Source organism: Kitasatospora sp. NPDC089509, from assembly GCF_044749365.1.
In the GTDB taxonomy this organism is placed as follows: Bacteria; Actinomycetota; Actinomycetes; order Streptomycetales; family Streptomycetaceae; genus Kitasatospora.
Genome location: NZ_JBIVHS010000036.1, coordinates 26993 through 53502 on the forward strand (window position 1 = coordinate 26993; position 26510 = coordinate 53502).

27 protein-coding genes are annotated in these 26510 nt (G+C 74.8%); 13 read left to right on the forward strand and 14 right to left on the reverse strand.

The window, feature by feature from the left end; all coding sequences use genetic code 11:
• The first annotated feature begins 171 nt into the window (after nt 1-171).
• From ACIP4P_RS41605 to pxpB, 4 genes are all read left to right on the forward strand, one after another.
• The gene (locus ACIP4P_RS41605) at nt 172-1209 is read left to right on the forward strand and encodes an IPT/TIG domain-containing protein (RefSeq protein WP_400928569.1); all 1038 of its coding nucleotides are present in this window, start codon (nt 172-174) and stop codon (nt 1207-1209) included.
• A 207-nt stretch (nt 1210-1416) separates the two neighbouring features.
• The gene (locus ACIP4P_RS41610) at nt 1417-1941 is read left to right on the forward strand and encodes a hypothetical protein (RefSeq protein WP_350516000.1); all 525 of its coding nucleotides are present in this window, start codon (nt 1417-1419) and stop codon (nt 1939-1941) included.
• 143 nt (nt 1942-2084) lie between these two features.
• Nucleotides 2085-2861, forward strand: a complete 777-nt coding sequence (locus ACIP4P_RS41615; RefSeq protein ID WP_350516001.1) for a 5-oxoprolinase subunit PxpA — start codon at nt 2085-2087, stop codon at nt 2859-2861.
• Nucleotides 2858-3493 (forward strand): 5-oxoprolinase subunit PxpB, encoded by a 636-nt coding sequence (gene pxpB / locus ACIP4P_RS41620; RefSeq protein ID WP_350516002.1) that lies wholly within the window; start codon nt 2858-2860, stop codon nt 3491-3493. Before ACIP4P_RS41615 ends, pxpB begins: the two co-directional genes overlap by 4 nt.
• A gap of 9 nt (nt 3494-3502) precedes the next feature.
• Here the strand turns inward: pxpB and ACIP4P_RS41625 are convergent, their stop codons facing one another.
• On the reverse strand, nt 3503-4450 hold the full coding sequence (locus ACIP4P_RS41625) for an aminoglycoside phosphotransferase family protein (protein WP_400928574.1): 948 nt from the start codon (nt 4448-4450) through the stop codon (nt 3503-3505).
• 25 nt (nt 4451-4475) lie between these two features.
• Nucleotides 4476-5246: an alpha/beta fold hydrolase gene (locus ACIP4P_RS41630; RefSeq protein WP_400928578.1), complete on the reverse strand. Its 771-nt coding sequence runs from the start codon at nt 5244-5246 to the stop codon at nt 4476-4478.
• 131 nt (nt 5247-5377) lie between these two features.
• On the opposite strand from ACIP4P_RS41630, the gene ACIP4P_RS41635 reads away from it, so the two are divergent.
• The 3 genes from ACIP4P_RS41635 to ACIP4P_RS41645 all read left to right on the forward strand — a co-directional run bounded on the left by ACIP4P_RS41635 (nt 5378) and on the right by ACIP4P_RS41645 (nt 7841).
• Entirely contained in the window at nt 5378-5914 is a 537-nt protein-coding gene (locus ACIP4P_RS41635) for a PadR family transcriptional regulator (RefSeq protein ID WP_400928581.1), read from the forward strand.
• A 114-nt stretch (nt 5915-6028) separates the two neighbouring features.
• Complete coding sequence (locus ACIP4P_RS41640; RefSeq protein WP_400928584.1) at nt 6029-6745, forward strand: class I SAM-dependent methyltransferase; 717 nt, start codon at nt 6029-6031, stop codon at nt 6743-6745.
• 253 nt (nt 6746-6998) lie between these two features.
• Complete coding sequence (locus tag ACIP4P_RS41645; protein WP_400928691.1) at nt 6999-7841, forward strand: undecaprenyl-diphosphate phosphatase; 843 nt, start codon at nt 6999-7001, stop codon at nt 7839-7841.
• A 66-nt stretch (nt 7842-7907) separates the two neighbouring features.
• On the opposite strand, the gene ACIP4P_RS41650 is transcribed toward ACIP4P_RS41645, so the two are convergent.
• Nucleotides 7908-9407, reverse strand: a complete 1500-nt coding sequence (locus tag ACIP4P_RS41650) for a HEAT repeat domain-containing protein (protein ID WP_400928587.1) — start codon at nt 9405-9407, stop codon at nt 7908-7910.
• A gap of 286 nt (nt 9408-9693) precedes the next feature.
• On the opposite strand from ACIP4P_RS41650, the gene ACIP4P_RS41655 reads away from it, so the two are divergent.
• The gene (locus ACIP4P_RS41655) at nt 9694-10227 is read left to right on the forward strand and encodes a hypothetical protein (RefSeq protein WP_400928590.1); all 534 of its coding nucleotides are present in this window, start codon (nt 9694-9696) and stop codon (nt 10225-10227) included.
• Between the two features lie 71 nt (nt 10228-10298).
• Here ACIP4P_RS41655 and ACIP4P_RS41660 read toward each other — a convergent pair whose 3' ends face one another.
• A complete protein-coding gene (locus ACIP4P_RS41660; RefSeq protein ID WP_400928593.1) occupies nt 10299-11780 on the reverse strand; it encodes a hypothetical protein in 1482 nt (493 codons plus the stop codon).
• Nucleotides 11781-12255: 475 nt separating this feature from the next.
• On the opposite strand from ACIP4P_RS41660, the gene ACIP4P_RS41665 reads away from it, so the two are divergent.
• Nucleotides 12256-13467 (forward strand): phosphotransferase, encoded by a 1212-nt coding sequence (locus ACIP4P_RS41665; protein WP_350516011.1) that lies wholly within the window; start codon nt 12256-12258, stop codon nt 13465-13467.
• A gap of 47 nt (nt 13468-13514) precedes the next feature.
• Here ACIP4P_RS41665 and ACIP4P_RS41670 read toward each other — a convergent pair whose 3' ends face one another.
• From ACIP4P_RS41670 to ACIP4P_RS41685, 4 genes are all read right to left on the reverse strand, one after another.
• Nucleotides 13515-14645, reverse strand: coding sequence for an acyl-CoA dehydrogenase family protein (locus ACIP4P_RS41670; RefSeq protein ID WP_400928597.1), 1131 nt, complete (start codon nt 14643-14645; stop codon nt 13515-13517).
• Nucleotides 14646-15031: 386 nt separating this feature from the next.
• Nucleotides 15032-15115, reverse strand: a complete 84-nt coding sequence (locus ACIP4P_RS41675; protein ID WP_350516047.1) for a putative leader peptide — start codon at nt 15113-15115, stop codon at nt 15032-15034.
• Nucleotides 15116-15180: 65 nt separating this feature from the next.
• Nucleotides 15181-15675 carry a hypothetical protein gene (locus tag ACIP4P_RS41680; RefSeq protein ID WP_030288620.1) on the reverse strand — a complete coding sequence of 165 codons (495 nt, stop codon included), beginning with the start codon at nt 15673-15675 and terminating at the stop codon, nt 15181-15183.
• An 855-nt stretch (nt 15676-16530) separates the two neighbouring features.
• Entirely contained in the window at nt 16531-16719 is a 189-nt protein-coding gene (locus tag ACIP4P_RS41685) for a DUF397 domain-containing protein (RefSeq protein ID WP_360243590.1), read from the reverse strand.
• A 418-nt stretch (nt 16720-17137) separates the two neighbouring features.
• Between ACIP4P_RS41685 and ACIP4P_RS41690 the strand changes: the two genes are divergently transcribed.
• Nucleotides 17138-17677 (forward strand): PTS-dependent dihydroxyacetone kinase phosphotransferase subunit DhaM, encoded by a 540-nt coding sequence (locus tag ACIP4P_RS41690; protein ID WP_400928601.1) that lies wholly within the window; start codon nt 17138-17140, stop codon nt 17675-17677.
• 33 nt (nt 17678-17710) lie between these two features.
• Here the strand turns inward: ACIP4P_RS41690 and ACIP4P_RS41695 are convergent, their stop codons facing one another.
• The 3 genes from ACIP4P_RS41695 to ACIP4P_RS41705 all read right to left on the reverse strand — a co-directional run bounded on the left by ACIP4P_RS41695 (nt 17711) and on the right by ACIP4P_RS41705 (nt 19278).
• Nucleotides 17711-18199 (reverse strand): NUDIX hydrolase, encoded by a 489-nt coding sequence (locus ACIP4P_RS41695; protein ID WP_400928604.1) that lies wholly within the window; start codon nt 18197-18199, stop codon nt 17711-17713.
• 10 nt (nt 18200-18209) lie between these two features.
• A complete protein-coding gene (locus ACIP4P_RS41700) occupies nt 18210-18746 on the reverse strand; it encodes a sugar transferase (protein WP_400928607.1) in 537 nt (178 codons plus the stop codon).
• Between the two features lie 262 nt (nt 18747-19008).
• On the reverse strand, nt 19009-19278 hold the full coding sequence (locus ACIP4P_RS41705; RefSeq protein WP_350516016.1) for a hypothetical protein: 270 nt from the start codon (nt 19276-19278) through the stop codon (nt 19009-19011).
• A gap of 340 nt (nt 19279-19618) precedes the next feature.
• On the opposite strand from ACIP4P_RS41705, the gene ACIP4P_RS41710 reads away from it, so the two are divergent.
• Complete coding sequence (locus ACIP4P_RS41710) at nt 19619-20863, forward strand: polysaccharide deacetylase family protein (RefSeq protein WP_400928611.1); 1245 nt, start codon at nt 19619-19621, stop codon at nt 20861-20863.
• Between the two features lie 288 nt (nt 20864-21151).
• Here the strand turns inward: ACIP4P_RS41710 and ACIP4P_RS41715 are convergent, their stop codons facing one another.
• Nucleotides 21152-21922: a glutamate racemase gene (locus ACIP4P_RS41715; protein ID WP_400928614.1), complete on the reverse strand. Its 771-nt coding sequence runs from the start codon at nt 21920-21922 to the stop codon at nt 21152-21154.
• Nucleotides 21923-21988: 66 nt separating this feature from the next.
• On the opposite strand from ACIP4P_RS41715, the gene ACIP4P_RS41720 reads away from it, so the two are divergent.
• A complete protein-coding gene (locus tag ACIP4P_RS41720; RefSeq protein ID WP_400928696.1) occupies nt 21989-23128 on the forward strand; it encodes a glycosyltransferase in 1140 nt (379 codons plus the stop codon).
• Nucleotides 23129-23275: 147 nt separating this feature from the next.
• Nucleotides 23276-24022, forward strand: coding sequence for an SAM-dependent methyltransferase (locus ACIP4P_RS41725; protein WP_400928617.1), 747 nt, complete (start codon nt 23276-23278; stop codon nt 24020-24022).
• A gap of 74 nt (nt 24023-24096) precedes the next feature.
• On the opposite strand, the gene ACIP4P_RS41730 is transcribed toward ACIP4P_RS41725, so the two are convergent.
• Nucleotides 24097-24807 (reverse strand): thiol:disulfide interchange protein DsbA/DsbL, encoded by a 711-nt coding sequence (locus ACIP4P_RS41730; protein WP_400928620.1) that lies wholly within the window; start codon nt 24805-24807, stop codon nt 24097-24099.
• 188 nt (nt 24808-24995) lie between these two features.
• On the reverse strand, nt 24996-26285 hold the full coding sequence (locus tag ACIP4P_RS41735) for a glycosyltransferase family 4 protein (RefSeq protein ID WP_400928623.1): 1290 nt from the start codon (nt 26283-26285) through the stop codon (nt 24996-24998).
• Between the last annotated feature and the right edge of the window lie 225 nt (nt 26286-26510).

Here is a 26510-nt window from a genome sequence, read left to right on the forward strand (position 1 = left end):
GGGGTTCGCACCGACATCGACCGAAACGGACCTTGCGGACGGGTCCGTCGGCAGGTCGGACCGCCCGTCCGGGAGGCATTCAGAACGTGGTTTCGACGGGATCCCGCCATTCCCGAACCGATATTCGGGAAACCCGTGAAGGCCGTGCGGGGCAGCCGTGATGATCGACCTATGATCACCCGACTCGCGAAAGCGGGCCTCGCGGCCGCGCTGTCCGTGACCGTCCTCACCACCGGCGCCGCCGTCGCCACGGCCGCGCCGACCGACGGGCCCAGCCCCTCGGCGCAGCACGTGACCGCGTCGCTGAACGGCTACCTGCCGAGCACCACCCCGCCCGGGCCGGGCCAGTTCTCGGTCGGCTGGACGTCCTCCGGAACGAGCGACCTCACCGGGCCGACCCACATCACCCTCGACCTGCCGGCCGGGCTCACCACCGGGATCGGCATGTTCTACTCCACGCCGTACGACTACACCTTCACCGAGTCGGTGTCGCCGGACGGCCGCCACCTGGACGCCGTGCTGAGCGGCACCCGGCGGGTCGGGTTCTCCGAGTTCATCAAGGCCCGGGTGTACGGCGACGTCTCCCAGGCCTCCGGCCAGATCGTGGAGACGGTGAGCAATCCCAACGACACCGACCCGACCGGCCACATCTCGGTCGTCAACCTGGACGGCAGCACGCCCGCGCCGACCGTCCAGGCTCCGCCGACCGTGTCCGGCGTCGACACCACCACCGGACCGGGCGCCGGCGGCACCTCGGTGACGGTCAGCGGGAGCGGCCTCACCCACGGCATGGTGCTGGTCGGCGGCGTCCCGGCGACCGGCGGCTGCAGCGACACCGCCTGTACGGTGACCACGCCGGGCGGCTCGGGCAGCGCGCCGGTCAGCGTGGTGACGCCCGGCGGTACGGCCGTGGCGCCGACCGCCTTCGACTACACCGGCGCCCCGCCCCCGGCACCGCCCGTGCCGGTGGTCGGCGCCCTGTACCCGGCCACCGGGTCGGTCGCCGGCGGCACCATGGTCGGGATCCCGGGCGCCGACCTGACGGGCGGCTCGGTGCTGTTCGGCGGGGTGCCGGCCGACCACGTCTCCTGCGGTCCGAAGTTCTGCTCGGCGTTCCCGCCCCCGGCGGCCCAGCCCGGGCCGGTGGACGTGACCGTGACCACGGCGGGTGGGACCAGTACGCCGGTGACGTACACGTACACCGCTTAGCCGTTCGCTGCACGGATGCCCGGGGCCGCCGGTCGGCGCCCGGGCATCCGTGCGTCCGGCGGGCAGTCGGGGGGCGGGCGGGGGCACTCGAAGGCGAGTTGAACACGTTCAAATAAGGGGTCTACAGTCGGTCGTACGCAGTCGGGACAAGGCCCGCCTGCACGATCGGCATGGGCGCGCGCCCGGCGCGCGCGGGAGGTGTGCGAGATGGACGGCGACCCTGCGGTCATCCTGCGGCGGGTCCGGCACTGGCTCCGGTTCTTCCTGGTCTGCCTGGTGCTGAGCGGGCTGACCGCCTTCCCGCTGGAGACCGAGACCCGCTGGCTGGTGGAGTTCACCACCGGCCCGGCCGCTCCACTGGCCGACCACGTCCCGGCCGTCACCGCCTGGTTCGAACGGGTCCACACCGGGATCGCCGAGACCAACCGGCACTACCCCTTCCTGGCGTACGGCACCGACTGGCTGGCCTTCGCCCACCTGGTGATCGGCGCCGCCTTCTGGGGGCCGCTCAAGGACCCGGTCCGCAACATCTGGGTGATCCGCTGGGCGGTGCTCGCCTGCGGCGCGGTGATCCCGCTGGCACTGATCTGCGGACCGCTGCGGGGGATTCCACTCGCCTGGCGATTCATCGACATGTCGTTCGGCGTCTTCGGTGTCATTCCCCTGCTGATCGTGCTGCGAGCGCTCCGTCCGCTGGAACGTTCCTTCCAGCAGCGCCTTGCCGCCCACTGAGTCAACGGCCCCGGGGCGCCGCCCCGGGGCGCGTGGTCGAAGGATGCGCGCCGGTGGTCCCGTCGGCCGTCCGGGTCACGGACACCGGGCTTCACCGCCAGGCCCTACCATCTGGCTCAACAGCTGCTGGGAGGCGGACGGGCGTGGCCGATGCGGTGATCGATCTCAATGCGGACCTCGGTGAGGGGTTCGGACGCTGGACCCTGACCGACGACGAGGCCCTGCTGTCCGTGGTGACCAGCGCGAACGTCGCCTGCGGCTTCCACGCCGGGGACCCGTCGACGATGCGCCGGGTCTGCGCACTGGCCGCCGAGCGCGGTGTCCGGATCGGCGCCCAGGTCTCCTACCGCGACCTGGCCGGCTTCGGCCGCCGCGCGATGGACGTCCCACCGGAGGAACTGGCCGACGAGATCGCCTACCAGATCGGCGCGCTCCAGGTCTTCGCCCGCGCCGCCGGCTCCCGGGTCTCGTACGTCAAACCGCACGGCGCCCTCTACAACCGGGTGGTCACCGACTCCGAGCAGGCCGAGGCGGTGGTGGCCGGCGTGCTGCGGGCCGGCGCGGTCAGCGACGGACCGCTGCCCGTCCTCGGACTGCCCGGCTCCCGGCTGCTCGCGGTCGCCGAGGGCGTCGGACTGCCGGTGGTCGCCGAGGCCTTCGCCGACCGCGCCTACACCTGGGCCGGCACCCTCGTCCCGCGGCGCGAGCCCGACGCCGTGGTGCACGACCCGGAGTCGGTGATCACCCGCGCCGTCGGCATCGCCCGGGACGGCTCGGTGGAGGCCGTCGGCGGCGACCGGATCGCGGTCGAGGCCCGCTCGCTCTGCGTCCACGGCGACACCCCCGGCGCCGCCCAGCTCGCCTGGCGGATCCGCGGCGCCCTCGCCTCGGCCGGGGTCCGGGTGGAGGCCTTCACGTGACGGACGGCGGGGCCGCTCCGGTACGGCGGGTGGGAGAGCGGGCGCTGCTGGTCGAGCTCCCGGGCACGGCCGAGGTCGCGGCACTGTACGGCTGGCTGCGCGAGCGGCAGGCCGCCGGGGAACTCGGCGAGGTCGACGAGGTCGTGCCCGCCGCCCGCACCGTGCTGCTGGACGGCGTCGCCGACGTCGCCGCGGTCGCGGCGCTGCTGCGCGCCGCCCGCCCGACGGCGGCCGCGGCGACGGGCGGGCGGCTGGTGGAAGTGCCGACGGTGTACGACGGCGCCGACCTGGCGGAGGTCGCCGCCCTGTGGGGCGTCTCGCCGGAGGCCGCGGTCCGAATCCACACCGAGCCCGAGTACGTGGTCGCCTTCTGCGGCTTCGCGCCCGGCTTCGGCTACCTCACCGGACTGCCGCCGCGGTACGAGGTGCCGCGCCGGGCCACCCCGCGCAGCGCCGTCCCGGCCGGCTCGGTGGCGCTGGCCGGGCGGTACACCGGCGTCTACCCGAGCCCGTCGCCCGGCGGCTGGCAGCTGATCGGGCGGACGGCGCTGCCGCTCTGGGACACCGCGCGGGAGCCGGCGGCACTGCTGGCGCCGGGGGTGCGGGTCCGGTTCACGGTGCGGCGGGCCTAGCGGGGACCACTAGGCCTGACGGGGGCCGACGGGCCTGCCCAACAGCACGTCGGCGATGACCCGTTGGGCCGGATCCAGCACCGTCTCGCCGTCCTCCGCGTCCCAGACCGCGTTCTGCAGCACCCGGGCGAGCGTCCACGCCGCCGCCACCTCGCCGTCCAGGCCCAGCGCCTCCACCAGCAGGTCGAAGCGCCGCCGCACCGCCCGGGCCGGGTCACCGGTGGCGGTGACGTCCGTCCAGCGGTTGCGCAGGGCGGGCAGCAGCTCGAAACCGGGGTGTCCGGCCAGCGGTTTGGGGTCGATGGCCAGCCAGGGCGCCCGCCCGGCGCCGGGCAGCGGGGCGAGGACGTTGCCGTAGTGCAGGTCCCAGTGCAGCAGCCGGTCGCCCGGCTCGGCGCGGACCGCCCGCACGGCGGCCGCGCAGTCGGCGAGCAGCCGCCGCTCGTCGGGGTCGGCGTGGGCGGCGACCGCCGCCGGGGCCCGCAGCAGCAGGTCGTCCGCCAGGTGCGCCAAGGAGCGCAGTCCGGGCGGTGCCTGACGATTCGTCAACTCTCCCAGCAGTTCGCCGATCACGCGCAGCGCCACGAGGTCGTCCGGCACCGAGAGCAGCGAGCGCGACGGATCCAGGCCCTCCAACAGCATGGCGCCGGAGGCCGGTTCGTGGTCGAGCAGCCGGACGGCACCGCGCCCGCCCCAGGCCCGCAGGGCGAGCGGCTCGCCCGCCGTCTCCTCGTCCACCGGCTGGAGCTTGAGCGCCGCGGGCGTGCCGTCGACGCGGCGCACCGGCAGCACCAGCCCCACCACGCCGTGCGCCGCCGGACCGTCCGGGCGCAGCTCCCAGCGTTCGATCAACTCGGCGGCGAGGAAAGGGAGTCGGGCCGCCCAGGCGAGCCCGTCCGGGCCGAGGTGGTGGGCCAGCGAAGCGGCCAGTGCGGGCGGGACGACGACGGACGGCATGCGGGCTCCTCTCGACCGCCGCCGGTCAGGCCGGACCGAGCGCCGCGGCGGCCTCCGCAGCGTATCCGTCCGGGTTGTCGAGCATGATGTTGTGCCCGCAGTCCGGTACGGCGACCACCCGCACCCCGGCCGCGCGCAGCCCGTCGGCGCCCACGGGCTCGCCGTCGGCCGCCGGGTGCAGGAAGGTGCGCGGGAGGTCCAGGGCGACCAGCAGTTCGCGCATGGTCGGCTCGCTGCCCCGGGCGAGGTGCACGGCGCTGCGGTGAAGCGCCTCCGGCCCGGCCAGCCGCATGGTGGACCACCAGGACGGGCCGACCCGCTCGGCGACCTCGGCGCGGCCGCGCTCCAGGAACTCCGCCTCGGTGTAGCCCGAGATCCCGCTGCTGCCGATCCGCTGCCGGTCGGGGGCGATCGGGTCGAGGTTGGCGTCCACCAGGAGCAGCCGGGAGACCAGCCCGGGGTGCCGGTGCGCCAGGACGATCGCGATCGCGCCGCCCATGCTGTGGCCGACCACCTCGACCCGGCTCAGCCCGGCGGCCGCGACCGCCACCGCGACCGCGTCGGCGTGCGCCTCCAGGGTGTACGGGAAGTCGGCGGGCCGGTCGCTGATGCCGAAGCCGAGCAGGTCGAGCAGCAGCGAGCGGCGCCCGGCGAGCAGCGGGTGGGTGGCAGCGGCGGCGAAGTAGACCGGGGAGGTCGCACCGAGGCCGTGCAGGTGGAGCCGGGCGGGTTCGGCGCCGGGCAGTTCCACCCAGCGGATCCGGTCACCGCTCGGCGTGACGACGGCGTCGCGCATGCGTTCACACTCCTGTGCTGTCGATGGTGCTGTCGATCGGGAATCGCCGAGGCCAGACCATACCTCGACATCGAGGTACAACTGAACCGATATACCGATGCCCCGAGGCACGGATCTGAGAGAGTGACCCCATGCTGAAGCTCGCGATCCTCGGGTTCCTGTACGACCGGCCGCTCCACGGCTACGAGCTGCGCCGCCACCTCGCCGCGCTCACCGGCCACATCCGCCCGATCAGCGACGGCTCGCTCTACCCCGCGATCAAGCACCTGGAGGCCGACGGCCTGCTGGTGCGCGAGACCGAGCCCGGCAGTGCCGCCGCCCCCCGGCACACCCTGCACCTCACCCCGGCCGGCCGCCGGGCGCTGCTCGACCGACTGCGCGCACCCGAGCCGCTGGACATCAGCGACGGCAACCGCTGGACCACCCTGCTCTCCTTCCTCCGCCACCTCGACGAACCGGCCGCCCAGGCCGCCGTGCTCCGCCGACGGCTGGACTTCCTCGCCGAGCCGGCCAGCTTCTACTACGAGGGCGACCGCCCGCTCCGCGCCGAGGAGTTCGGCGATCCGTTCCGACGCGGCCTGCTGCTCACCGCCCGGGCCACCACCGAGGCCGAGGTCTCCTGGCTGAGCTCCGCCGAGGCGGAGCTGGAGGGTCTCGCCCGAGGCTGACGGACCGGCGGACGGACGGACGAACTGGCGGACGGACCAACCGGCAGACCGACGGACCGGCGGACTGCCCGATTCCGCCCCCGCCGTCCCGCCCCCCGTGTTCCGATGACGGGCATGGCCAACGACACGCACAACAGCGACGAACGACGCGAGGGCTACGCGGGCACCGGCGCCGGCGCGATCACCCCGGACGGCTGCGCCGTCGAGGTCTGGACCCGCCTCCCCGCGGGCGACGCACCGGAGGTGATCGAGGCGGCCGTCCCGCCCGGCGCCCGCATCCTCGAACTGGGCTGCGGCGTCGGCCGGATGACCCACCCGCTGGTCGACCGCGGCTTCGCGGTCACCGCCGTGGACGAGTCCGCCGAGATGCTGGCCCGGGTACGGGAGGACGTCCGCACGGTGCGCAGCCCGATCGAGCGGCTGGACCTCGGCGAGCGCTTCGACGTCGTGATGCTCGCCTCCTTCCTGGTGCACGCCGGCGACGAGGCCGTCCGCCAGGGCCTGCTGGAGACCTGCCGCCGCCACGTCGCCGAGGACGGCTGCGTGCTGCTGCAGCGCGAGGGCGAGGACTGGCACCTGAACGTGCCGCGGGAGAGCCGGATCGCCGGGACGGACGGGGTGTCCCGGATCCTCTCCACGACACCGGTCGGTTCCGGGGTGAATTCCGTCCGCGCGGAGTACGTCTTCCCGGACGGCACCTGGACCCAGACCTTCCTCTCCCGCCCGCTCACCACGGCGGCCTTCGAACAGGCGCTGGACGAGGCCGGTCTGCGGGTCGAGACCTACCTGACCGAGGACCGCACCTGGGTCCGGGCCCGGCCGACGGGCTGATCCGGAGCGGCCTCGGAGCGGCCCGGGTCCGAGCCCGGGTGCGAGCCCGGTGCGGACCCGGTGCGCAAAGTCCGGTTAAAGGGTGAACAAAGAACTGTTACCTTCACCCCGTACCATCGGCCGCGCGCCGGGCCCGTGCGCGGCCCCGGGTCGCGCGGGTCGCGGACGTCCGCACGCCCGCTCCGACCCGCGAGGACCCGCCCATGCCGCAGCCGCGCCACACCCGCCCGATACCCCTGGCGGGTGTCCGGTGATCGACTGGTTCCACGGGGCCGTGCTCGGCCTGATCCAGGGGCTCACCGAGTTCCTGCCCGTCTCCTCCAGCGCCCACCTGCGGGTGTTCTCCGCCCTGTTGGGCTGGGACGACCCGGGCGCGGCCTTCACCGCCGTCACCCAGCTCGGCACCGAGGCCGCGGTCCTGATCTACTTCCGCCGGGACATCGCCTCGATCGTCCGGACCTGGGCGCTGTCGCTGTTCCGCCCGGCCCTGCGCTCCGCCCCGGACGCCCGGATGGGCTGGTTCGTGATCATCGGCACCCTGCCGATCGCCGTCCTCGGCAAGCTGTTCCAGCACTCCATCGAGACCCACCTGCGCGACCTGCGGATCATCGGCACCACGCTGATCGTGTTCGGCCTGGTCCTGGCCCTCGCCGACCGCACCCGGGCCGTGCGCCGGGCCCGTCCGATCACCGACCTGACCCTGCCGCACGCGGCCGCCTACGGCTTCGCCCAGGCGCTGGCGCTGATCCCGGGCGTCTCCCGCTCCGGCGGCACGATCAGCGCGGGCCTGCTGCTCGGCTACAGCCGGGAGGCGGCGGCCCGCTACTCCTTCCTGCTCGCGATCCCGGCCGTGCTCGCCTCGGGCACCCTGGAGCTGTTCAAGATCGGCGAGGGTCCGGCCCCGGCCTGGGGGCCGACCGTCCTGGCCACCCTGATCGCCTTCGCGGTCGGCTACGCGGCGATCGCCTGGTTCCTCAAGTACATCTCGAACAACAGCTTCATCCCGTTCGTGGTGTACCGGGTGCTGCTCGGCGCACTGATCATCGGACTGGTGGCCGGCGGCGTCCTGGCCCCGGACGCGGGCTCGGTCAAGTAGAACGCCGTTCCACAGCAGTGGGCCGGGACACCCGACGGTGTCCCGGCCCACTGGAACGTTGCGAACCTAGCGCCCGAACTCCCGGGCGGCGGTCAATCGGCCGCGGACGGCGGCGTGGACCTCGGCCTCCTCGGCCGGGTCGGCGGCGAGCCTTCGCAGCCGCTCCAGCACACGCGCGTCGCCGGTGGTGGCGACATGGCGCGCGGCGAGCTCGCGGGTGGACTCCTCGCAGTCCCAGAGGCACTCGACGGCGGGCCCCTCGGGGAAGTGCACATCGGTCACGGCGAGCGCCCGGGCGGCGCGGCCGCGCAGTTCGGAGGAGGCGGCCTCCCCGTAGATGTGGCGCAGGACCGGGACGGCGTCGGCGGCGGCCAGCCGCCCCGCACCGTCGACCAGCGACCCCAGGCCGGTACCGCTGACCCCGCGCACGGAGATCCAGCGGCGCAGCCCGGCCACCACCAGCGGCGCGTCGGCCGGCTCCCCGGCGTCCGCGAGCAGGCGCACGGCGGTCTCGCCGAGCGCGCTGTCCGCTCCCCCGCTGGCCGGGTCGGCCCAGCGACGGGCCTGGACCAGCACCTCGGGGCCGCGCATCCGGCCGAGCAGCTCCAGAGCGGCCCGGACGATCCGGTCGTCCACATCAGCTGCAGCGGCCTCGATCAGTTCGAGGGCGGCCGGATCGTGCTGGTCGACCAGGTAGCGCAGGGCGGCCCGGCGGGCGCCGGGCAGGCCGTCGCGGGCGGCCTCCAGCAGGAGCGGACGGTCCTCGGGGCGGACCACGGCGGTCAGACAGCGGGCGGCCGCGGCGGCCCGGCGGTCCACGGCGTCGGGGCCGGGCCCGTCCTCGTCGGCGCGCACCGGCTCGGGGCGACTCAGGAAGGCGTCGGCGCCGAGGTCGCCCAGCCGGCCCTGGTCGGCCCAGGCCAGCACGTCGGTGGTGGACCAGCCCGGGGTGACCCCGCCGCGGTTGAGCTGGCGCTGCCAGAGGTCGAAGGGCGACTGCTCGCTGGCGGCGGCCACTCTCGGGTGGTAGGCGGCCCAGAGCCGCCAGGGGCGGGGCTCGTAGGCGTTGCGGATGAACTCGCGCAGCTCGGCGTCGCCCTCGGGGCCCGGCGCGAAGTGGTCCAGCACGGCGGTGCCGAGCAGCAGCAGGCCCCGGTCGTCGTCGCGCAGGGCCAGCTCGTCGAGGGCCCAGGCCCAGTTGGCACCGGTGGCGGCGTACTCGCGCAGCATCAGCAGCGCGTCGCGCCGGCCGTACGCGGCGAGGTGGCCGAGGACGGAGAGGACCAGGCCGGTGCGGCTCTCGTCGTCGCTGACGAGGTCCTCGGCGGAGTGGAGGTGGTCCTCGATGCCGTCGAGGGGGGCCTCCAGCTCCATGTACAGGCGGGCGTAGTAGAGGGAGCGGCTCTCGACCTGCCAGTCGGCCCGCGGATCCCTGGTGACGCACTCCTCCAGCGCGGCGATGGCCTCGGCACGGTCGGCGGCCAGCGCGTGGAGCTGCCCGTCACCACGGCCTCGCTGAAGGAGGCCTAGGAGGCTGGCACTAGGTGCTATCACTGGCTCGAACATGAGGTCAGCATCCGTTGCGGCGGTCGTAGTGGCAACGGGATTTCCGTCGCCGGGGTCTCTGGATCTTTACTGCGGTGGGCGCCCGGGCGCCGGAATCACCGAAGGTTACCGCCTCGGACCCCCTTCCGCACACAGGGCGACGAAGGCCGCTGCCACAGTGGCATATGCCACTGGAACTTTGCCTGCGTTCTGTCCAAATCGCCCACACCGGTGCGAACCCTGTGCGACAGTCGTCTCACCACCCCCCGACCCGCGTACGGCGGGCCGCATCGAGCGATGGACCGCCATGAACATGCCCTTAGGCACCGCTCGCCCGCCGGACCCCGCCACGGCGGCCGGCCCCCGGGCGGGCACGGACCGCGTCGTCGGCACCGCGGGCGGCGCCGACGACGGCTGCGACAGCGGAACGGACGGCAGAGTGGACGGCACGGCCCGGGACCCGTCCGGTTTCCTCCACAACGGCGGCACCGCCCGCGACGGCGGCACCTCCCACCACAACGACCGCGCCGTCGGCTCGGCCGAGTGGGACCTGCTCACCGACGACGTCCGCTGGACCGCGGAGACCTACCTCCTCCTCGGCTGCGATCCGCGGCACGGCCCGCTCAGCCTCGACCGGCTGCCCGACCGCCTCCCCGAGGCGGACCGGCCGGTGCTGCGCCGGATGATGACCGACGCCCTGGTGCACGGCCGCCCGGCCGCGGGCACCCTGCGGATCCGCCGCCCCGGCGGACGGCACGACGACGTCGAGTGCGCGGGCGAACCCGTCCTCGGCGCCGACGGCACCGTCACCGCGCTGCGGATGCTGCTCCGGAAGGCCTGACCCCTCCTTCCGTCCCTCCGCCCGCCGCGCCGGACCCCGTCCGGCTCACCACCGCCCGTCCCCCGCCCTCCTCACGTCCGCCGCGGTCGGTTCTTGGCGTCCGCCGCGCGCAGCTCCCGGCCGAGCTCCGCGCGCAGCTCGTCCACCACCGGCAGCCCCCGGTAGCGGGCGGTCAGCCGGTACATCTCGCGCAGCCGGTCCCAGGTCCGGTGCGAGGAGTTCTGGCCGATCAGGTTCAGCACCATCTTGGCCTGGAACTCCGCCGCGTCCGGCTCCCCGGTGATCCAGTGCACCGAGGCCAGGGTGATCCGGTCGAACAGCGCCGAGCGCAGTTGCCCGGTGCCCTCCCGCAGGGTGATCACCCGCTCCGCGTGCCGCCGCGCCCGCGGGGCGGCCGCCGGGTCGTGCTCGGCCAGGGTGCGCAGCACCAACGCCTGCATGCCGCGCAGTTCGGCCTCGTCGAAGACCTGCATCCAGGACGGCGGCGGCTCCGGCGCGTCCTCGGCGAACAGCTCCTCCGCCTCGCCCAGCAGCCGGTAGGTGTCCTGGCCGTGCCCGATCGAGGCGTGCGCCCAGGCCTCCACCGTGTTGAACATCGCGCGCGTCCTGGGCAGCAGCAGGCCGCCCCCCGCCTTGGCCGCCGACATCAGCTCGATCGCCTCGTCGGCCCGGCCCAGGTGGACCATCTGCCGCGCGGCCCGGGAGATCGCCTCGCCGGCCCGCGGCCGGTCGCCGGCCTCCTTGGCCGCCTCGGCCGCCATCATGAAGTACCGCTGGGCGGTGGGCTCCAGACCCACGTCGTGCGACATCCAGCCGGCCAGCACCGCCAGGTTGGCCGCGACCAGCCACAGCCGCCGCTCCACCGCCTGCGTGTGGCGGTGCGTCAACAGTCCGCCCACCTCGTTGAGTTGACCGACCACCGCCTTGCGCTGGAGCCCGCCGCCGCGGGCGGCGTCCCAGGCCCGGAACACCTGCACCGAGTGCTCCAGCGACTCCACCTCGTCGAGCCCCACCGGGCCCGCGTCGTACACGTCGACCACCGGGCGCGCGGCGCTCCCGGTGACCAGTTGGCGCGGGCCGGGCACGGAGGCCGCGTACGCGACCGCGTCCCCGCCCAGCCAGCCCTTCAGCGAGTCGGCGACGACCGCCCCGGCCGTGAGCGCGGCTCCGGCGCCCACCAATCCACGTCGGTTCAGCATGAGGTCCATTCCCGTGAACTCGGTGAGGACCGCGGCTGTTCGATCCGGCGTCCACGGCACTGCTGCGGACGGCTCCGCTCCGGACCTGGTGGGCCGGTGTCGTTCCAGACCGAGGTCCTCAGTGGTGACGACACGTCCGAGCCGCTCCGTGAACACGGCCGCCAGCACCCTCGGCACCGGATCGCGCGGGATCTCCCCCTGCTCGATCCACCGCCGTACCCTCGAAGTGTCGGTGGACAGTTGCTGCTGTCCCAGCGCGGCACCCCGACGGTTGACCAGCCGGGCCAGTTCGCCCTTGGACCATCCGGTCAGGACGAACAGATCGGCGAGTCGGGTGTTGGGTTCCCTGCTCAAATGAAGCCCCCAGGTTCCTCGGCACCTCCGAGGCTAGAGGCTCCGGCAAGTGCCAGGCGAGCATTCGCCACCGTTCGCCAGGGCCCGCCAGACTACTAAGCCAGTGCCTGAGGGGTGTGTTGTAGGAATGCGCCACCGCGCCCCTCGGGTCCGGCGGCGTCCCACCAGGGCCGGGGCATTCCCCCGACCGTGGCACGGGACGCTCCCGGTCCTCACCCGAGGGGGTGGCGCGGCCGGGTGGCGCGGGGGCGCCGGGCACGGCCACGGCAGTCCGGTCGGCCGCATTCCCCAGGGTGCGGACGGCCGGAGCGCCGTCGAACCGGGGTTCCGACCCCGCGTCCGTGCCCGGCGCCCGCGCACCACCCGCCGACGACCGAAGCAGGGCCGCCGTCACGCCAGGAAGCTCGCGGCACCAGCCCTCCCCCGCCCCGCGGGGCGCACCCGCAGACGGACCGGAAGGGACCACCCTCAGCCCATGTACTCCTCAGCGACGACCCCCACGCCGACCGCGACCCGAACGGCGCTGCGCCCCCCCACCGCAGCCGCCGGCCGTCCAGGCCCCAAGCAGGTGCCCCCGGCGAGCCGCCCGGTGGCCCCGCGCGGCGCCGAGGGCCGGGTCACGGACGCCCGGGTCCCGGCCGGCCGTACGGCGCTGGGGCTGCGCGGCCCCGAGACCGCCCCGCCGCCCGGCCACCGCCTCCCGCTGGCCCGGCAGGCGGACGGCCAGGTGCTGCGCGCCCGGCGGCCCGGCCAGCCGGGCGGACCGGAGCGGATCGACCCGTCGGCGCTGCAGACGCCGTCGGTACGGGCCGCGCTGGGGAGCATCGCGCGGATATGTCCGGCGTTCACCCCGCGTCAGGTCCTGCGTGAGGGCAGCCGCCACATCCTGGTGGCGGGCACCATCGGGCGGGCGCCGGTGGTCGCCAAGTGCCTGGCGCCGCAGGCGGTGCGGAGTGAGTACTTCGAGCAGCTGGTGGCCGACTTCCACCACGAGGTCGCGGTCTACCGGGCGTTCGTCCGGCACCGCCCGCCGGTGCGGCTGCCCCGGCTGGTCGCGGCCGACCACGACCGCTGCGTGCTGGTCATGGAGCGCATTCCGGGGCGCCCGGCGGCCCGCGAGCGCCACCCGGTCAACGCGCCCACCCCGGGCGAGGTGCGGGCGCTGCTCGGCGCCGTCCGGACGCTGAACCTCTGGCGGCCGCCGAGCGACGTGTTCCAGCCCCGCCTGGACTACCAGATGGAGATCGCCCGCTACCACTCGGTGGGCCAGCTCACCGACCGGGACGCCGGCGACCTGCGCGGCCTGCTGCACGGGCTGGGCAACACCCCGCTCCAGCTGTGCCACGGCGACGCCCTGCTCAGCAACATGCTGCTGGCGCCGTCCGGCCCGGTGCTGGTCGACTGGGAGCAGGCCGGCTGGTACCTGCCGGGCTACGACCTGGCGGTGCTGTGGAGCGTGCTCTCCGGCGACACCGCCGCCCGCCGCCAGATCAGCCAACTCGCCCAGAGCGGCGGCACGATGGCCCGGGACGCGTTCCTGGTGAACCTGGTACTGGTGCTGATGCGGGAGATCCGGCTGTACGACGTGCCGGGCGCCGGCGAGGAGCAGCGGATCATGATCCGCCGGCTGTACGACGACGCCGCGCTGGCCCGTCGCGCGGTCCGGGCCGCGGTCGGCACCCGCTGACCGACGGTCCGCCCCACGGCTGACGGGCTGCTACCGCCGGGTGGCCCTCACGGCCGGGCGCCGCGGGCGAGGGCGGCCCGGCCGGCGGTGTCCAGGACGCTCTCCTCGGGCGCCAGGTGCACCCGGCTGCTGAGCACGTCCCGCAGGTAGCGCTCCAGCGGGTGCCGGCGGCTCAGCCCCGGGTTGCCGGTGAGCGCCACAGCCTGCTGAACGGCCGTGGTGGCGGCCCGGGTGGCCAGCAGGTGGGCCGGTCCGGTCCGGGCGACGGCGTCCGGTTCGCCCCGGTCGACCCGGGCGGCCAGGCCGTGCACGAGTTCCTCGGCGCCGATCAGCTGGGCGTCGATCTCGCCGAGCCCGGCGCGGTAGCGCGGCAGGGTGCCGAGCGGCTCGGTCAGGTTGGCCGGAGTGCGCTGGTTCAGGAAGCGGACCAGCCAGGCCTCGGCGGCCCGGGCGACCCCGATCGCCACCGCGGCGAGGGCCAGATCGTGCCAGGCGCGGGCGAGTTCGGCCGCCACGCCGTCCGCGTCGTCCGGACCGCCGACCGCTCGATCGGGTGTGCGCAGGCCGAGGGCGAGTTCGACCGGGACCGTCACCCCGTCGAGGACGACGTCGTGGCTGGCGCTGGCGCGCAGGCCGAGTTGGTCCCAGGTCGGGTCGATCTCCAGGCCCTCGCTCTCGCCGCGCACCAGGAAGGTGCCGACCCGCGGCTCGGGTTCGTCCGTCCGCGCCGTGACGGCCATCCAGGCCAGCGCCTCGGCGCCGGTGCAGTAGGTCTTCCGGCCCGTCAACTGCCAGCCGTCCGCGCCCCGTCGGGCGACCGTGCCGGGCAGCGCGTCCGTTCCGCCGCCGGGCTCCGCCCACAGCGTGTTGACCAGCGCCGGCCCGCGCCGGGACTCGGTGAGCAGCCGCCGGTAGCCGGCCGCCGGCCAGCTCGCCCGGCGGGCCTGCTCGGCGTGCTGGAGCAGGGTGAAGGCGGTGACCACGGCCACCGAGGCGTCGCCGCGGCCGAGTTGGGCCAGCACCCGGACGGTGTCGGCCAGCGTGCCGCCCGCTCCGCCGTACCGCTGGGAGACGGTCAGGGTGAGCAGCCCGGCCTCGTGGACGGCCTCGATGCCCTGGTACGGGAAGGTGGCGTCCCGGTCGTGCTCCTCGGCGCGGGCGGCCAGCAGGTCGACCACCCGGGGCAACCCGGCCAGGGCGGCCTCGACCGCCGAGCGGTCGGCGGCGGATCCCGTTGCCGGGGTCGACGGCGCCGGGGTGGCCGGCGTCGAGGCCGGCGGCGCGGGATGACCGGAATCCGTCGCTGCGGATCGCGATGAGGTTCGCGACGCGGATCGATGCGCGGATCGGGAACGATCGTTCGACGAGCGGTCGTCGGCAGCGGTGGTCGTCATGGTGCTGGTGCCTCCGGGCGGCAGCATGGGCTCAGCGGGTACGGGCGGCACGCCCTGACGGCGCGCGGAACCGGTCGGCGGCCCGGAAGCCGGTCGCTCGACCCGACCCCCCGGTCTCGGCGCCGACCCGGTCCGGTCGGTCGCCCGCCGCCACGGGGACGAGATCCCCCTCAGCGGCCCGGACACACCGCGCTGGCGGTCCGACACAGGTCCAGATGCCTGCGACGGGTCAACAGCGGGAGACGGCACGGCATGTCCGCGACTGTACGAACCGTTGATCGATACCGTCAAGCAGCGTCCGGGTCCCGGGCGGACCCGGTCAGCCCTGCTGGAACATGTCGGCCGGAAGCGGCTTCAGCAGCTGATACAGGTCGTCCGAAATCGGTCGGTCCCAGGACGCGATGGTGACCAGGACGCCGTCGCTGCGGCCGAACTGGGCGCAGAACACGCGCTCCTCGCTGACCTTGACCTTCTTCACGATCAGCAGGTCGTCCCCGAGCATGACCGGGAAGTCCTCGGCCGAGACGAACTCGACCGGCTCGTCGTTCTCCAGCGCCGCGAGCAGCTGACGCACCTCGAAGGGCACCTCGTCGCCGGTCTCCCGCGCGGGAGACCCCTCGGGGAGGTTGCCGATGAACATCGCCGGCCCTCTGCCGCCGAACAGGTCGTAGCGCAGGAAGATGCCCTGGCAGGAGCCGTCCGGGCCGGTCATCATGGCCGCACCGAAGTCGCCGGGCCAGTCACCCGGGTCCATCGCGAGCACGTCGAAGTCCGGGCCGGCGGGCTGTCCGGAGCGACGGCGGAGAAAAGACATGGGAACATCGTACGTGTCCGGCACACCACACTCGCGAGGCGGGTGGGGCACCGACGGGGGACCGGCGGGAGGTCGACGCTCAGAGACCAATGTTGACTCTGAGCAACCGTCCGGGCTACGTTCGGTTCAGCACGGCAGCCGTTCTGGGTTTCACCCTCCGGGGGGACGGCATGTCGCAACGCGGCCCTACACGCGTATCCCTCACTGTGCACTTGTCGTGCCGAACTGCCGAGCACCCAGCTTCGTCGTCGCACACAGCACAAACACACAAGCCAACAGTTCCACTGCAGTTCCGTGCAACAAGAGCCAGATCCGCGGGGCCCCGGCCCGTCGCTCCCGTGGATCTGCTCGGGACGCCGCCGCGTGGGGGCGTGCGGGTCCCGAGCAAACGGTGCCGTTTCCGAGTCGCTCTCGGCGTCGGCGCCAGCCTCCCGGCGACTGCCGGCCCTTCGTGGGCCGGGACCGGCCGACGCACCCCGGTGCGCAGGGGATGACTGGGAGGTGGGCCTGGCAGCTGCCGGGCCGCACAGCAGGCGCCGTGTCTGGCCGCGTGGGGGCGGTGGGCACGGCGTCTGCCTGTGCTCATACTCTGAGCTGCGTTTGTCTAACAGTCAACAGAAATTCTGACGGGGCACGCTCAAAAGATCATCAGTTGTGATGTTCGGTGCCGAAATCATCGGCGGCGCCGGGGTCCGTGCCGCCCTGCCGTCGACCTGCGTCGCCCCGCCGTCCACCTGCGTCGCCCCGCCATCGGCCCGGAACCACCTGCGGAGCGGTCCCGAGACTGCGCGTCCTGCCGCAGTTCGGGCCGCTCCGCGACGCGCCGGACGGCGCGCGGGTGGCTCGGGCGCGGACTCAGGTGAGGTCGAACTCGCCGTCCCGGGCGCCGAGCACGAAGGCCCGCCACTCGGCCGGGGTGAAGACCAGCACCGGCCCGTCCTCCTGGCGGCCGTCCCGCATCCCGATGTACCCGTCCACGAACGCGATCTGGACGTCCCCGACCCCCTGGCTGCTGCACAGCCACTCGGCCCCGGTGAAGTCCACCCTCGGCTTGCCGTTCGGCGCGAGCGCCGGCCCGACGCCGGCCTCGGCGGTGTTCGCCCCGGTGTCCGTCCCGCTGTTGACTGCCACTGACCGATCTCCTCCCGACGGAATTCCACGGCCAGCCTAGCCACACCCCCGGGGCCCGGTCAGCGGGTTGACGAGGACTCCCCCGAGGGCTGCCCCGAGCACTCCCCCTGCTCCCCGGCCGGGGACGTCCCCGGGTGGGCGGCAGGGCCGGTGGAGAAGCGCTCGGGGCGCGGTGGGGCGTGTCCCGACCGGCGGGGCCGCGGGCAGCTGCCAGAGTGCTGCCAGGGCGCGCTCGCGACCCGTCCGTGCCCCGCCCACGACGCACCCCGCGCCCCGCGCCCCGCCCACGAACTCGCCCCATCCCGCCCCACCTCGCCCCAGGGAGCAGCCGATGAGCCGCCGGGACGGCACCCGCGCCGACGTCATCCCCATCTCCGACGCCCCCTCGGCCCACCCGCCGGCGCCCCGCACCCCGCCCTCGGCCACCCCGCTGCCCCGGCCCACCCCGGCGCGGGCCGCCGTGCACGGCCGGGTCGGGATCGTCCTGGTCTCGCACAGCCGGGAACTGGCCACCGCCGTACGGTCCCTGGCGCTCACCCTGACCGGATCCGACTCCCCCGCGCCGGTCGCCGCGACCGGCGGCGACCCGGCCGACGGACCGGGCATCAGCGCGGTGCTGGTGGCCGCCGCCACCCGGCGGGTCGACCAGGGCCACGGCGTGGTGGTGCTCGCCGACCTGGGCAGCGCGGTCACCACCGTACGGGCGCTGCTGTCGGAGGCCGACGAGCACGGCCTGCCGTTCCCGGTCCGCTTCGCCAACGCGCCGTTCGTGGAGGGCGCGGTCGCCGCCGCGGCGACCGCCACCGCGGGCGGGGACCTGGCCGCCGTGCTGGACGCGGCCGAGGAGGCCTACCGGCAGCAGAAGGGCTGAGCCCGACCGCCCCGGGCCCGCGGGGCCACCGGGCTACGGGTGTTCCCGGCCGTCCAGGGTGAAGACCGCCGGGCCCTTGCACTCCAGCGCGTGGCGCAGCCGGTCGTGCTCGGAGTCGATCATCGGCGGCAGCTCGTCCAGCGCGAACCAGCCCACCTCCAGCGACTCGTCGTCGTTCACCCGGGCCTCGCCGCCGACCGCCCGGCAGCGGAAGGTCAGCACCAGGTACTGCGTCACGTCGCCGTTCGGGTAGCTGATCGGCGGCGTGACGGTGGCCGAGGCGAGCAGCTCGGGCACCACCACCACACCGGTCTCCTCCAGGCACTCGCGCACCACGCCGTCGGCGGGCTGCTCGCCCGGGTCGAGGATGCCGCCGACGGACGCCCACCGGCCGTCGTCGGCCCGGCGGGCGAGCAGCACCCGCTGCCGGTCGTCCACGACGACGGCGGCGACGGCGCTCAGCCAGAGCGGGTGGTTGCCCACGAAGGTGCGGAGTTCGGCGAGGAAGGGAGGAATGGCCATGCGGCGCAGCCTATCGAGCGGGTCGCCCGCCCTCCTCGTCCAGTGGGCGGGTGGCGGACGGGCGGAACGCGGCGAGCACCGTGCGGCCGAGGATGCGCAGGTCGAGCCGGAGCGAGCGGTGCTCGACGTACCAGAGGTCGAGTTCGGCCCGGGACGGCGGGGTGAGCGGGCGGTCGGCGTGCAGTTGGGCCCAACCGGTCAGTCCGGGCCGTACGGCGAGGCGGCCGCGCTCCCGGCCGGAGTAGCGGAGCACCTGCTCGGGCCGGTCCGGGTGGGGGCCGATCACGCCCATCTCGCCGCGGGCGACGTTCCACAGCCGGGGCAGCTCGTCCAGGCCGGTGCGGCGCAGCAGGGCGCCGAGCCGGCCGTGCGGATCGGTGCGGAAGCGCAGGATCCGGAACTCGCGCCCGTGCCGTCCGGTGCGGGTCTGCCGGAGCAGCACCGGTCCGGTGGTCCCGCAGCGGAGCAGGACGGCGATCAGCAGGGCCAGTGGGAGCGCGACGACGGCGGCCAGGGCGGTGACGGCGAGGTCGCCACCGCGTTTCATGAGGCGGACACGGCGATATCCGGTCTGCCGCTCATCACTCCCCCTTCAGGGCGTTCCGAGCCGCCAGAACGCATTCACAGTAGAGGGGGGACGAAGCCGCTGTCCGGGAATGGCGGAAGAAGAGCGCAGAGAATTGTCGGATGAGCTGGAATTCGGTCGTTCTGACCAATTTCGATCGATCTGTTGATCAATCGCACGGACCGCGCGGAAGTGCCCGGGAGCACCCGGAAGGCCTCCGCCCGACCGGCGGTCACCCCGGCCGTCAGAGCGTGGCACCCCGCCGACGGAGCACCCCGAAGGCGATCCGGCCGAGCAGCAGGACCCCCGTCGCCAGGCAGCCGGCCACCGCCATCGCCCAGGCCGGACCGTCACTGTCCGGAACGATCACGGCCACGACGATGCCCAGCGCGAGACAGGCCAAGCCCGTCACCGCCAGCGGAATCCGGTGGGTGACCAGGGCTCCGCCACTGCACGCGCGGTTCCAACGGGTCGCACCGTGCAGGTGGAAGGGATCACGGTCCGCATCTGCCATGAGCCCAAGGTACCCCGGGCCGGGCCCCGGGGCAGCCCGCAGGGAGTGAAGGCCCGGACACGCTCCGCAAGGCCTCTCCGGGGGTGCTCCCGGCCTGCGGACACGTGTGCATGCTCCACAATCAGTCCACGAAAAATCCTCGTCCCCCCGGTACAACCATCCGCCTGGTGCAGCGGTCTCAATGGCATCGAGTGATCCAGGAGCCGTTCCCGGGACGGGTGAGAACCCCCCACCGGGAACCGGAATACCCAGGGGGCGGAGCCGCCGCACCCTGGAGTCGGAGGCCGGGCTCCGTCCTCCGGCGGTACCGCCACGCCGCTCGGCGACCAAGGGGGAACCGTTGCCGCAGACCCAATCCACCCCGTCGACCTCCACCGCCCGCGCCAGGCCCGTGCCCGGCGTGCGGGCACTGCCCCCTCCCACCGGCTACGCGTCCGACCACCACGGCGCCGGCCGACCCCCCGTCGAGGCGAAGCGCCTCGACACCAAGCGCATCGACACCAAGCGACGCGAGACCAAGCGACTCGACACCAGGCTCCTCGACGTACGACACGTCGACGCCACGTACGCGGACGCCACGTACGCGGACGCGACGTATGCGGACGCCACGCACGTCGGAACGCCGTCCACCGGAAGCGGGCACGTCGACGCCGAACGGACCGAGCCGGAGCAGCAGGACGCACGGGGCGAATGGCTGCGGTTCGCCCCCGTCCAGCCGCTGTTCCGGGCCCGGGCCGCCCAGCGACTCGCCGTGCTCGCCTACCACGGGGTCACCGACCACCGCTCCTTCGGCGCCCAGCTGGACCGGCTGCGGCGGCTCGCCACCCCGGTCTCGCTGGAAGCCGTCCTCCAGGCCGTCACCGAGCGGCGGCCGCTGCCGCCGCGCAGCGTCCTGGTCACCTTCGACGACGCCGACCGGAGCGTCCTCACCCACGCCCTGCCCGCCCTCGACGCCCGCGGGATCCCCGCCACCGCCTTCGTCATCTCCGAACTCATCGGCACCGAGCGCCCCTTCTGGTGGCACGAGGCCGACTTCCTCGCCCGCCACGGCGGCCGCGCCCGCTCACTCGACTGCGGCCACCCCTCCCAGCTGCTCCCCCGGCTCAAGGCCATGCCCGACCCGGACCGGCGCCGCAGCCTGCACGAACTGCGGGCCAGCGCCGACCGCCGGCCGCCCCGCCAGGAACAGCTCACCCCCGCCGACCTGCTCGCCCTGCGGGCCGGCGGCGTCGCCATCGGCAACCACACCCAGGGGCACCCGTGCCTCGGCCGCTGCGACGACGCCACCGTCCGGGCGGAGATCGCCGGCGCCCACGAAGCCCTCACCCACTGGCTCGGCGAACCCCCGATCGCCTTCGCCTACCCCGACGGCGGCCACGACCCGCGTGCCGAAACCGTCCTGCAAGAGCTCGGCTACCGCCTCGGCTTCCTCTCCGACCACCGCCTGGGCCCCCGACTCCCCACCCACCCGCTCCAGATCAGCCGCCTCCAGGTCGACTCCAGCACCAGCATCCGCCGCTTCGACACCATCCTCTCCGGCCTCGAACCCGCCTACCGCCGCTGGCGGCGCCAGGCGGTGGCCTGACCGACGGGGTCACCGCTGCGCAGGAAGTCGGGCCGGTCGACTTCCTGCGCGGCGCGGTTCCGTGCGTCGCGCGGCAGGGCGTGCCGGCGGCAGGGTGCGCCGAGCGGCCTGCCGGTCAGGCACGCGCCGTGCCTGGTCGGTACCGCCGGGCGCGTGATCCAGCCACCTGCGGGCACCGGCCGGGCGGGCGCTCCTTCATCGACAAGTCGACTCGGGAAGGCACGGGGATGTCCTGCCTCGCGCGAGAAGTCGGCCGGGCCGACTTCCGGTACCGGGCTCGGCCAGGGGTCAGGCGGTGACCGGGGCCAGGGTGCGGCCCTGGGGGTAGAGCGCGGCGGTACCGGGGAGGGTCGCCGGGATGCCGGCGTGGAGGACGGTGAGGGTGCCGGTGCCGGGGCGGGAGGGGTCGGCGACCCGGCGGAGGGCCTGGGCGGCGACGGCGTCCGCGGAGCCGAGGAAGGTGAGCGCCGGAGAGGCGGTGGGGGCGACGGCGGCGCGGATGCGGTCGACCACCAGTTCGTAGTGGGTGCAGCCGAGCACCAGTGCGTCGATGCCCTGCGGCGTCCGGGCGGCCGCGTCGGCGATGGCCGCCGTGATGCCCTCGTCGTCGCCGTGCTCGACGGCGTCCGCGAGGCCCGGGCAGGCGACCTCGGTGATGTCGGCGGTGCCGCCGAAGTCACGGATCAGCCCGCGCTGGTAGGCACTGCCGGTGGTCGCCGGGGTGGCCCAGATGGCGACGCGGCCGCCGAGGGCGGCGGCCGGCTTGATCGCGGGGACGGTGCCGATGATCGGCAGGCCGGGTTCGAACTCGGCGCGCACCGCGGCGAGCGCGTGGACCGAGGCCGTGTTGCAGGCGATCACCAGGGCGTCCGGTGCGTGGGCCGCCGCGGCCCGGCAGCAGCCGAGGGCCAGCTCGGTGACCTCTTCCGGCGTGCGCGGTCCCCACGGCATCGAGGCCGGGTTGGAAGAGAGCACCAGATCGACGTCCGGGCGCAGCTTCCGAAGGGCGTCGGCGGCGGCCAGCAGGCCGATCCCGGAGTCCATCAGTGCGATCTTCACGAGGCAAGACTTTAGTCGATCCACCCGTCGCGACCCGTTCTGCGGCAGACTGCCGGGGTGACCGTCCTGCTGTGGATCGCCGCGTTCTCCCTGCTGGTCTGGCTCTGGCTGGCGTGCTGCCACGGCGGGTTCTGGCGCACCGACGTCCGGTTGCCACCGCGTCGCCCGCCGGTGCGGTGGCCGGAGGCGGCGATCGTGGTGCCGGCCCGGGACGAGGCGGCGGTGCTGCCGGTGAGCCTGCCGACCCTGCTGGCGCAGAGGTATCCGGGGCGGGCGCGGGTGATCCTGGTGGACGACCACAGTTCGGACGGCACCGGCGCACTGGCGGCGGAGCTGCGGACGATGGACGGACTGGAGCTGACCGTCACCTCCCCTCCCCCGCTGCCGGCCGACTGGACGGGCAAGCTGTGGGCGCTGCGGCACGGGGTGGAACTGGCCGGTCCGGACGTCGAGTACCTGCTGCTGACGGACGCGGACATCGCGCACGGCCCGGACTCGCTGGCCGAGTTGGTGGCCGCGGCCGAGTCCGCGGGGCTGGACCTGGTGTCGCAGATGGCCCGGCTGCGGGTGGAGACCGGCTGGGAGCGGCTGATCGTCCCGGCCTTCGTGTACTTCTTCGCCCAGCTGTACCCGTTCCGCCGGGCCAACCGCCCCGGTGCGCGGACGGCGGCCGCGGCGGGCGGCTGCTCACTGGTGCGGCGGGACGCGCTGGAGCGCGCGGGCGGGGTGGCGGCGGTCCGGGGGGCGGTGATCGACGACGTCTCGCTGGCCCGGGCGGTGAAGACCGCGGGCGGGCGCACCTGGCTCGGCCTGTCCGGGGTGGTGGACAGCATCCGGCCGTACCCGCGGCTGGAGCAGTTGTGGCGGATGGTGTCGCGCAGCGCGTACGCCCAGTTGCGGCACTCGCCGCTGCTGCTGCTCGGGACGGTGCTGGGGCTGGCCCTGGTGTACCTGGTGCCGCCGGTGGCGACGGTGGCCGGACTGGTGGCGGGCGCGCCGGCGGTCGCGGTGGCGGGCGGGGCGGCCTGGGCGCTGATGGCGGGCACCTACCTGCCGATGGTCCGCTACTACGGGCAGCCCGCCGCGGCCGTGCTGCTGCTGCCGTTCACGGCCGCGCTGTACCTGCTGATGACGGTGGACTCGGCGGTGCAGCACTGGCTCGGCCGGGGGGCGGCCTGGAAGGGGCGGACGTACTCGCGGGCGTAGCCCCGGGCGCCGACGGGCGTAGCCCCGGGCGATACCGACGGGCATGGCGCCCGGCTGCACCGACGGGCCCGGGACGGCTGGTCCACGGGCCCCGGGACGGCGCGAAAAAGCCCGGCGCTGCGGGCCGGGCTGATCCATACTGCTCGGATGGACCGTCAGCGGATATCCCGGCTCGCCCATGCCCACCATCCGATCGCGGCACCGCTGGCGGACGACTCGGTGGCCCGTCTGCTGGAGCGCGCGCTGGGCGGTCGGGAGTCCGGCCGGGCGCTGGACCTGGGCTGCGGCGAGGGCGCCTGGCTGCTGCGGGCGCTGACCGCGCGGCCGGGCTGGCGCGCGGTGGGCGTGGACGTGGACTCGGCGGCGCTGACCCGGGCCCGGGAGACGGCGACCGCGCTCGGCGTGGCGGGCCGGATCGGCCTGCACCACCGGGACGCCCGGGAGTTCACCGACCGGGAGCCCTTCGACCTGGTGCTCTGCGTGGGCGCCACCCATGCCTTCGACGGGTTGCTGCCCACCCTCGCGGCGGCCCGTGAACTCCTCGCCCCCGGCGGGCGGTTGCTGGTCGGCGAGGGGTTCTGGGAGCACCCGCCGTCGCGGGCCGCGCTGGACGGACTGGGCGCCGCCGCGGAGGACTTCGCGGACCTGGCGACCACCACCGACCGGGTGCTCGCGGCCGGCTGGACCCCGGTGTACGGGCACGTCAGCACGGCCCTGGAGTGGGACGACTACGAGTTCTCCTGGACGGGTTCGCTGGCCGCGTGGGCGCTGGACCACCCGGAGCACCCGGACGCGGCGGCCGCCCGGGAGGCCGCGGACCGCCACCGCTCCGGGTGGCTGGACGGCTACCGGGGGACGCTCGGCTTCGTCACCTACCTGCTGCGCCGCGACTGAACTCCCGTACCGGCGCAGCCGATTGCGGGCCGCGCCACGGGGAACCGCGGGGAGCAACGGGGAGCAACGGGGAATCAGTGTCGCTGCACCTGTCCGTGCCGCTGCACCTGTCCGTGCCGCTGCACCTGCTCCTGCTGCACCAGGTAGTCGAGGACCTCGGGCATCGCCTCGACGCCGCCGGCCTTGGTCGGCGAGGTGCGGTACTCGCCCTGGACGACCACCGTCGGGAGCTCGTTGATGCCGTAGCGGACGAACTGGGCGGCCGCGTCGTCCACCGACGTCCGCACCTCGGCGGAGTCGTAGGCCGTGCGGAAGCTCCGGGCGTCGACGCCGTGGCGCACCGCCCAGTCGGTGGCGGCGGCCTCGGTGGTGAGGTCGGCCCGGTCGGTGTGGATCGCGCGGAAGGCGCTGACCTGCAGGCGCTCGACCAGGCCGAGGCGTTCCAGCGTGTAGTACAGGCGGGCGTGGGCGCGCTGCGTGCCCTCGTCCGGGCTGCCCTGCCAGATCGCCGGGACCCGGCGCAGCGCGACGTCGGAGCGGTGCTTCTCGGCCCAGGCCTGCAGCGGCTGTTCCAGTGCCTGCGAGTGGCCGCAGTCGTACCAGAAGAACTCGACGGCCTCGGTGCGGGCGTTCTCGCGCACCGGCTGCGGGTGGTCGAGCCGGACGAACTGCGCGCCCTCGGACGGGGGTTGGTGGGTCGCCGCACCGGCCTGGACCGGGGACACCGCGATCCCGGCGGCGACGGCGAACAGGACGGTGGACCGCAGCAGCGACTTCGAGTTCACACCGGGCAGTGTGGTGCTGACGTCCCGTTACCGGCGAGTCGGTACGGGGCGTCGGGCCCGGATTCGCCCGAACGGCGTAACGGGGCCCGCGCGCCCGACGCTCCTGGAACGGCGGCCCAACCGGTCGGACCAATCGGTCGGACCAACCGGTCGGACCAATTGGGCGGCTCAGCTGGGCGGTCCGCGGCTCAGTGGGCGGGGGCACCCGTCCACACCTCGGTGACCAGGCGCTGCCAGTCGTCCACCACCGCGCCCAGTTCGAAGTGCTCCAGCGCGTGCGCCCGGGCGGCCGCGCCGAGGCCCGCGCGATTGCAGGCCAGCACCTTGGCCAGGGCCTCGGCCAGCGCGAGCGGGTCCCCGGGGGCGACCACCGCTCCGGTGGCACCGTCACGGACCACCTCGCGCACCCAGCCGACGTCGGTGGCCACCGCGGGCACCCCGGCGAGTGCCGCCTCGATCAGCGCACCGGGCACCCCCTCGCTGTCGCTGGTGAGCAGCAACGCGTCGGCGGCCCGGTAGAGCGGGACCGGGTCGGGCAGCGGGCCGAGGAAGTGGGCGCGGGCGGCGGCCGGGTGGCGGGCCAGCGCCTCCAGCAGCGGGCCGTCCCCGGCGACGGCCATCCGGACGTCGGGCAGCCGGTCGAGCACGTCGAGGGCGAGGTCGAGCCGCTTCTCCGGGGATATCGCACCGATCCAGGCGACCAGCAGGACGTCCGCCGGCAGGCCCAGGGCGTGCCGGGCGGCGCGCCGGTCGTCCCGGCCGTCGGCGGGCGGATAGCTCTCGGCGGCACGGGAGTTGGCGATCACCCGGACCTTGCCCTCGGGCAGTCCGAACTGCTCCTCCAGCACCTCGCGGGCCTGCTCGGTGAGGGTGGTGACGGCGGCGGCCCGGTGCATCAGCGCTCCGCCGCGGAGTCGGCGCAGCCGGGTCGCGGTCCAGTAGCGGGGGTGGCCGACCGAGACGTAGACGAAGGGGGTGGTGGTACCGGCCAGGGCGAGGGCGCAGGCGGCCAGGGTGTCGGAGCCGTGCGCGAGCACCACGTCGGCGGCGCGGGCGGCGGAGCGCAGGGCCCGCAGGGTGGTCGGGCGCAGTCGGCCGGGGCCGAGGACGGCGGCGGCGCGCAGCCGGGCCGTGTCGGGGCAGCCCTCACCGCAGGTGCCCGGGACGGCCGTCCCCGCGGTGCACAATCCCGGCAGCACCGGGCCCCCCGACGTCCCCGCCGCCGTCGGCTTCCCCGGGACGGCGGACGGTCCTGCGGACGGCCCCGCGGACGGCCCCGAAACGGCCGCACCCGGCCGGGCGGGTGGCACGGCCGGGTGCGGGGCGAGCGCGCACAGTGCGGAGGCTTGGCCCCGACGGCGCAGTTCCCGGTGGAGGTCACGGGCGAAGTTCTGGGCGCCGCCCCGGCGTTCGTCGCTGATCAGGTGCAGGACTCGCGGGCGGGCTCCGGCCGGATCGGCCGCAGTATGGTCGGGCATGGACCGACCTTGGCACAGCGTCCCGCCCGGTACAGCCCCTTCGCGCAACCTGGTGGTGGCCCGTGCGCCCGCGCCCGTACACCCGTTGTGCGCTGAAGGCCCGCCGTCGTGCGCCGGTTGCGACCGCCGTGCGCCCCGTCTCGCCCCTCGCCGCTCCGCCCGGCCGCCCTCCGCTCCTTCGTACGCCGCGTCGGCCACCGGCTCACACCATCGGGTCAACCACGA

What these genes read in the sequence shown, in the direction of transcription:
- ACIP4P_RS41695 (WP_400928604.1), bottom strand. Translation starts at nt 18,199, where the DNA reads ATGGCCATTCCTCCCTTCCTCGCCGAACTCCGCACCTTCGTGGGCAAC.
- ACIP4P_RS41680 (WP_030288620.1), bottom strand. Translation starts at nt 15,675, where the DNA reads ATGTCTTTTCTCCGCCGTCGCTCCGGACAGCCCGCCGGCCCGGACTTC.
- ACIP4P_RS41705 (WP_350516016.1), bottom strand. Translation starts at nt 19,278, where the DNA reads ATGGCAGATGCGGACCGTGATCCCTTCCACCTGCACGGTGCGACCCGT.
- ACIP4P_RS41655 (WP_400928590.1), top strand. Translation starts at nt 9,694, where the DNA reads ATGAACATGCCCTTAGGCACCGCTCGCCCGCCGGACCCCGCCACGGCG.
- ACIP4P_RS41690 (WP_400928601.1), top strand. Translation starts at nt 17,138, where the DNA reads ATGAGCCGCCGGGACGGCACCCGCGCCGACGTCATCCCCATCTCCGAC.
- ACIP4P_RS41630 (WP_400928578.1), bottom strand. Translation starts at nt 5,246, where the DNA reads ATGCGCGACGCCGTCGTCACGCCGAGCGGTGACCGGATCCGCTGGGTG.
- ACIP4P_RS41650 (WP_400928587.1), bottom strand. Translation starts at nt 9,407, where the DNA reads ATGTTCGAGCCAGTGATAGCACCTAGTGCCAGCCTCCTAGGCCTCCTT.
- ACIP4P_RS41610 (WP_350516000.1), top strand. Translation starts at nt 1,417, where the DNA reads ATGGACGGCGACCCTGCGGTCATCCTGCGGCGGGTCCGGCACTGGCTC.
- ACIP4P_RS41640 (WP_400928584.1), top strand. Translation starts at nt 6,029, where the DNA reads ATGGCCAACGACACGCACAACAGCGACGAACGACGCGAGGGCTACGCG.
- ACIP4P_RS41665 (WP_350516011.1), top strand. Translation starts at nt 12,256, where the DNA reads ATGTACTCCTCAGCGACGACCCCCACGCCGACCGCGACCCGAACGGCG.
- ACIP4P_RS41675 (WP_350516047.1), bottom strand. Translation starts at nt 15,115, where the DNA reads ATGCCGTGCCGTCTCCCGCTGTTGACCCGTCGCAGGCATCTGGACCTG.
- ACIP4P_RS41605 (WP_400928569.1), top strand. Translation starts at nt 172, where the DNA reads ATGATCACCCGACTCGCGAAAGCGGGCCTCGCGGCCGCGCTGTCCGTG.
- ACIP4P_RS41625 (WP_400928574.1), bottom strand. Translation starts at nt 4,450, where the DNA reads ATGCCGTCCGTCGTCGTCCCGCCCGCACTGGCCGCTTCGCTGGCCCAC.
- ACIP4P_RS41735 (WP_400928623.1), bottom strand. Translation starts at nt 26,285, where the DNA reads ATGCCCGACCATACTGCGGCCGATCCGGCCGGAGCCCGCCCGCGAGTC.
- ACIP4P_RS41635 (WP_400928581.1), top strand. Translation starts at nt 5,378, where the DNA reads ATGCTGAAGCTCGCGATCCTCGGGTTCCTGTACGACCGGCCGCTCCAC.
- ACIP4P_RS41700 (WP_400928607.1), bottom strand. Translation starts at nt 18,746, where the DNA reads ATGAAACGCGGTGGCGACCTCGCCGTCACCGCCCTGGCCGCCGTCGTC.
- ACIP4P_RS41725 (WP_400928617.1), top strand. Translation starts at nt 23,276, where the DNA reads ATGGACCGTCAGCGGATATCCCGGCTCGCCCATGCCCACCATCCGATC.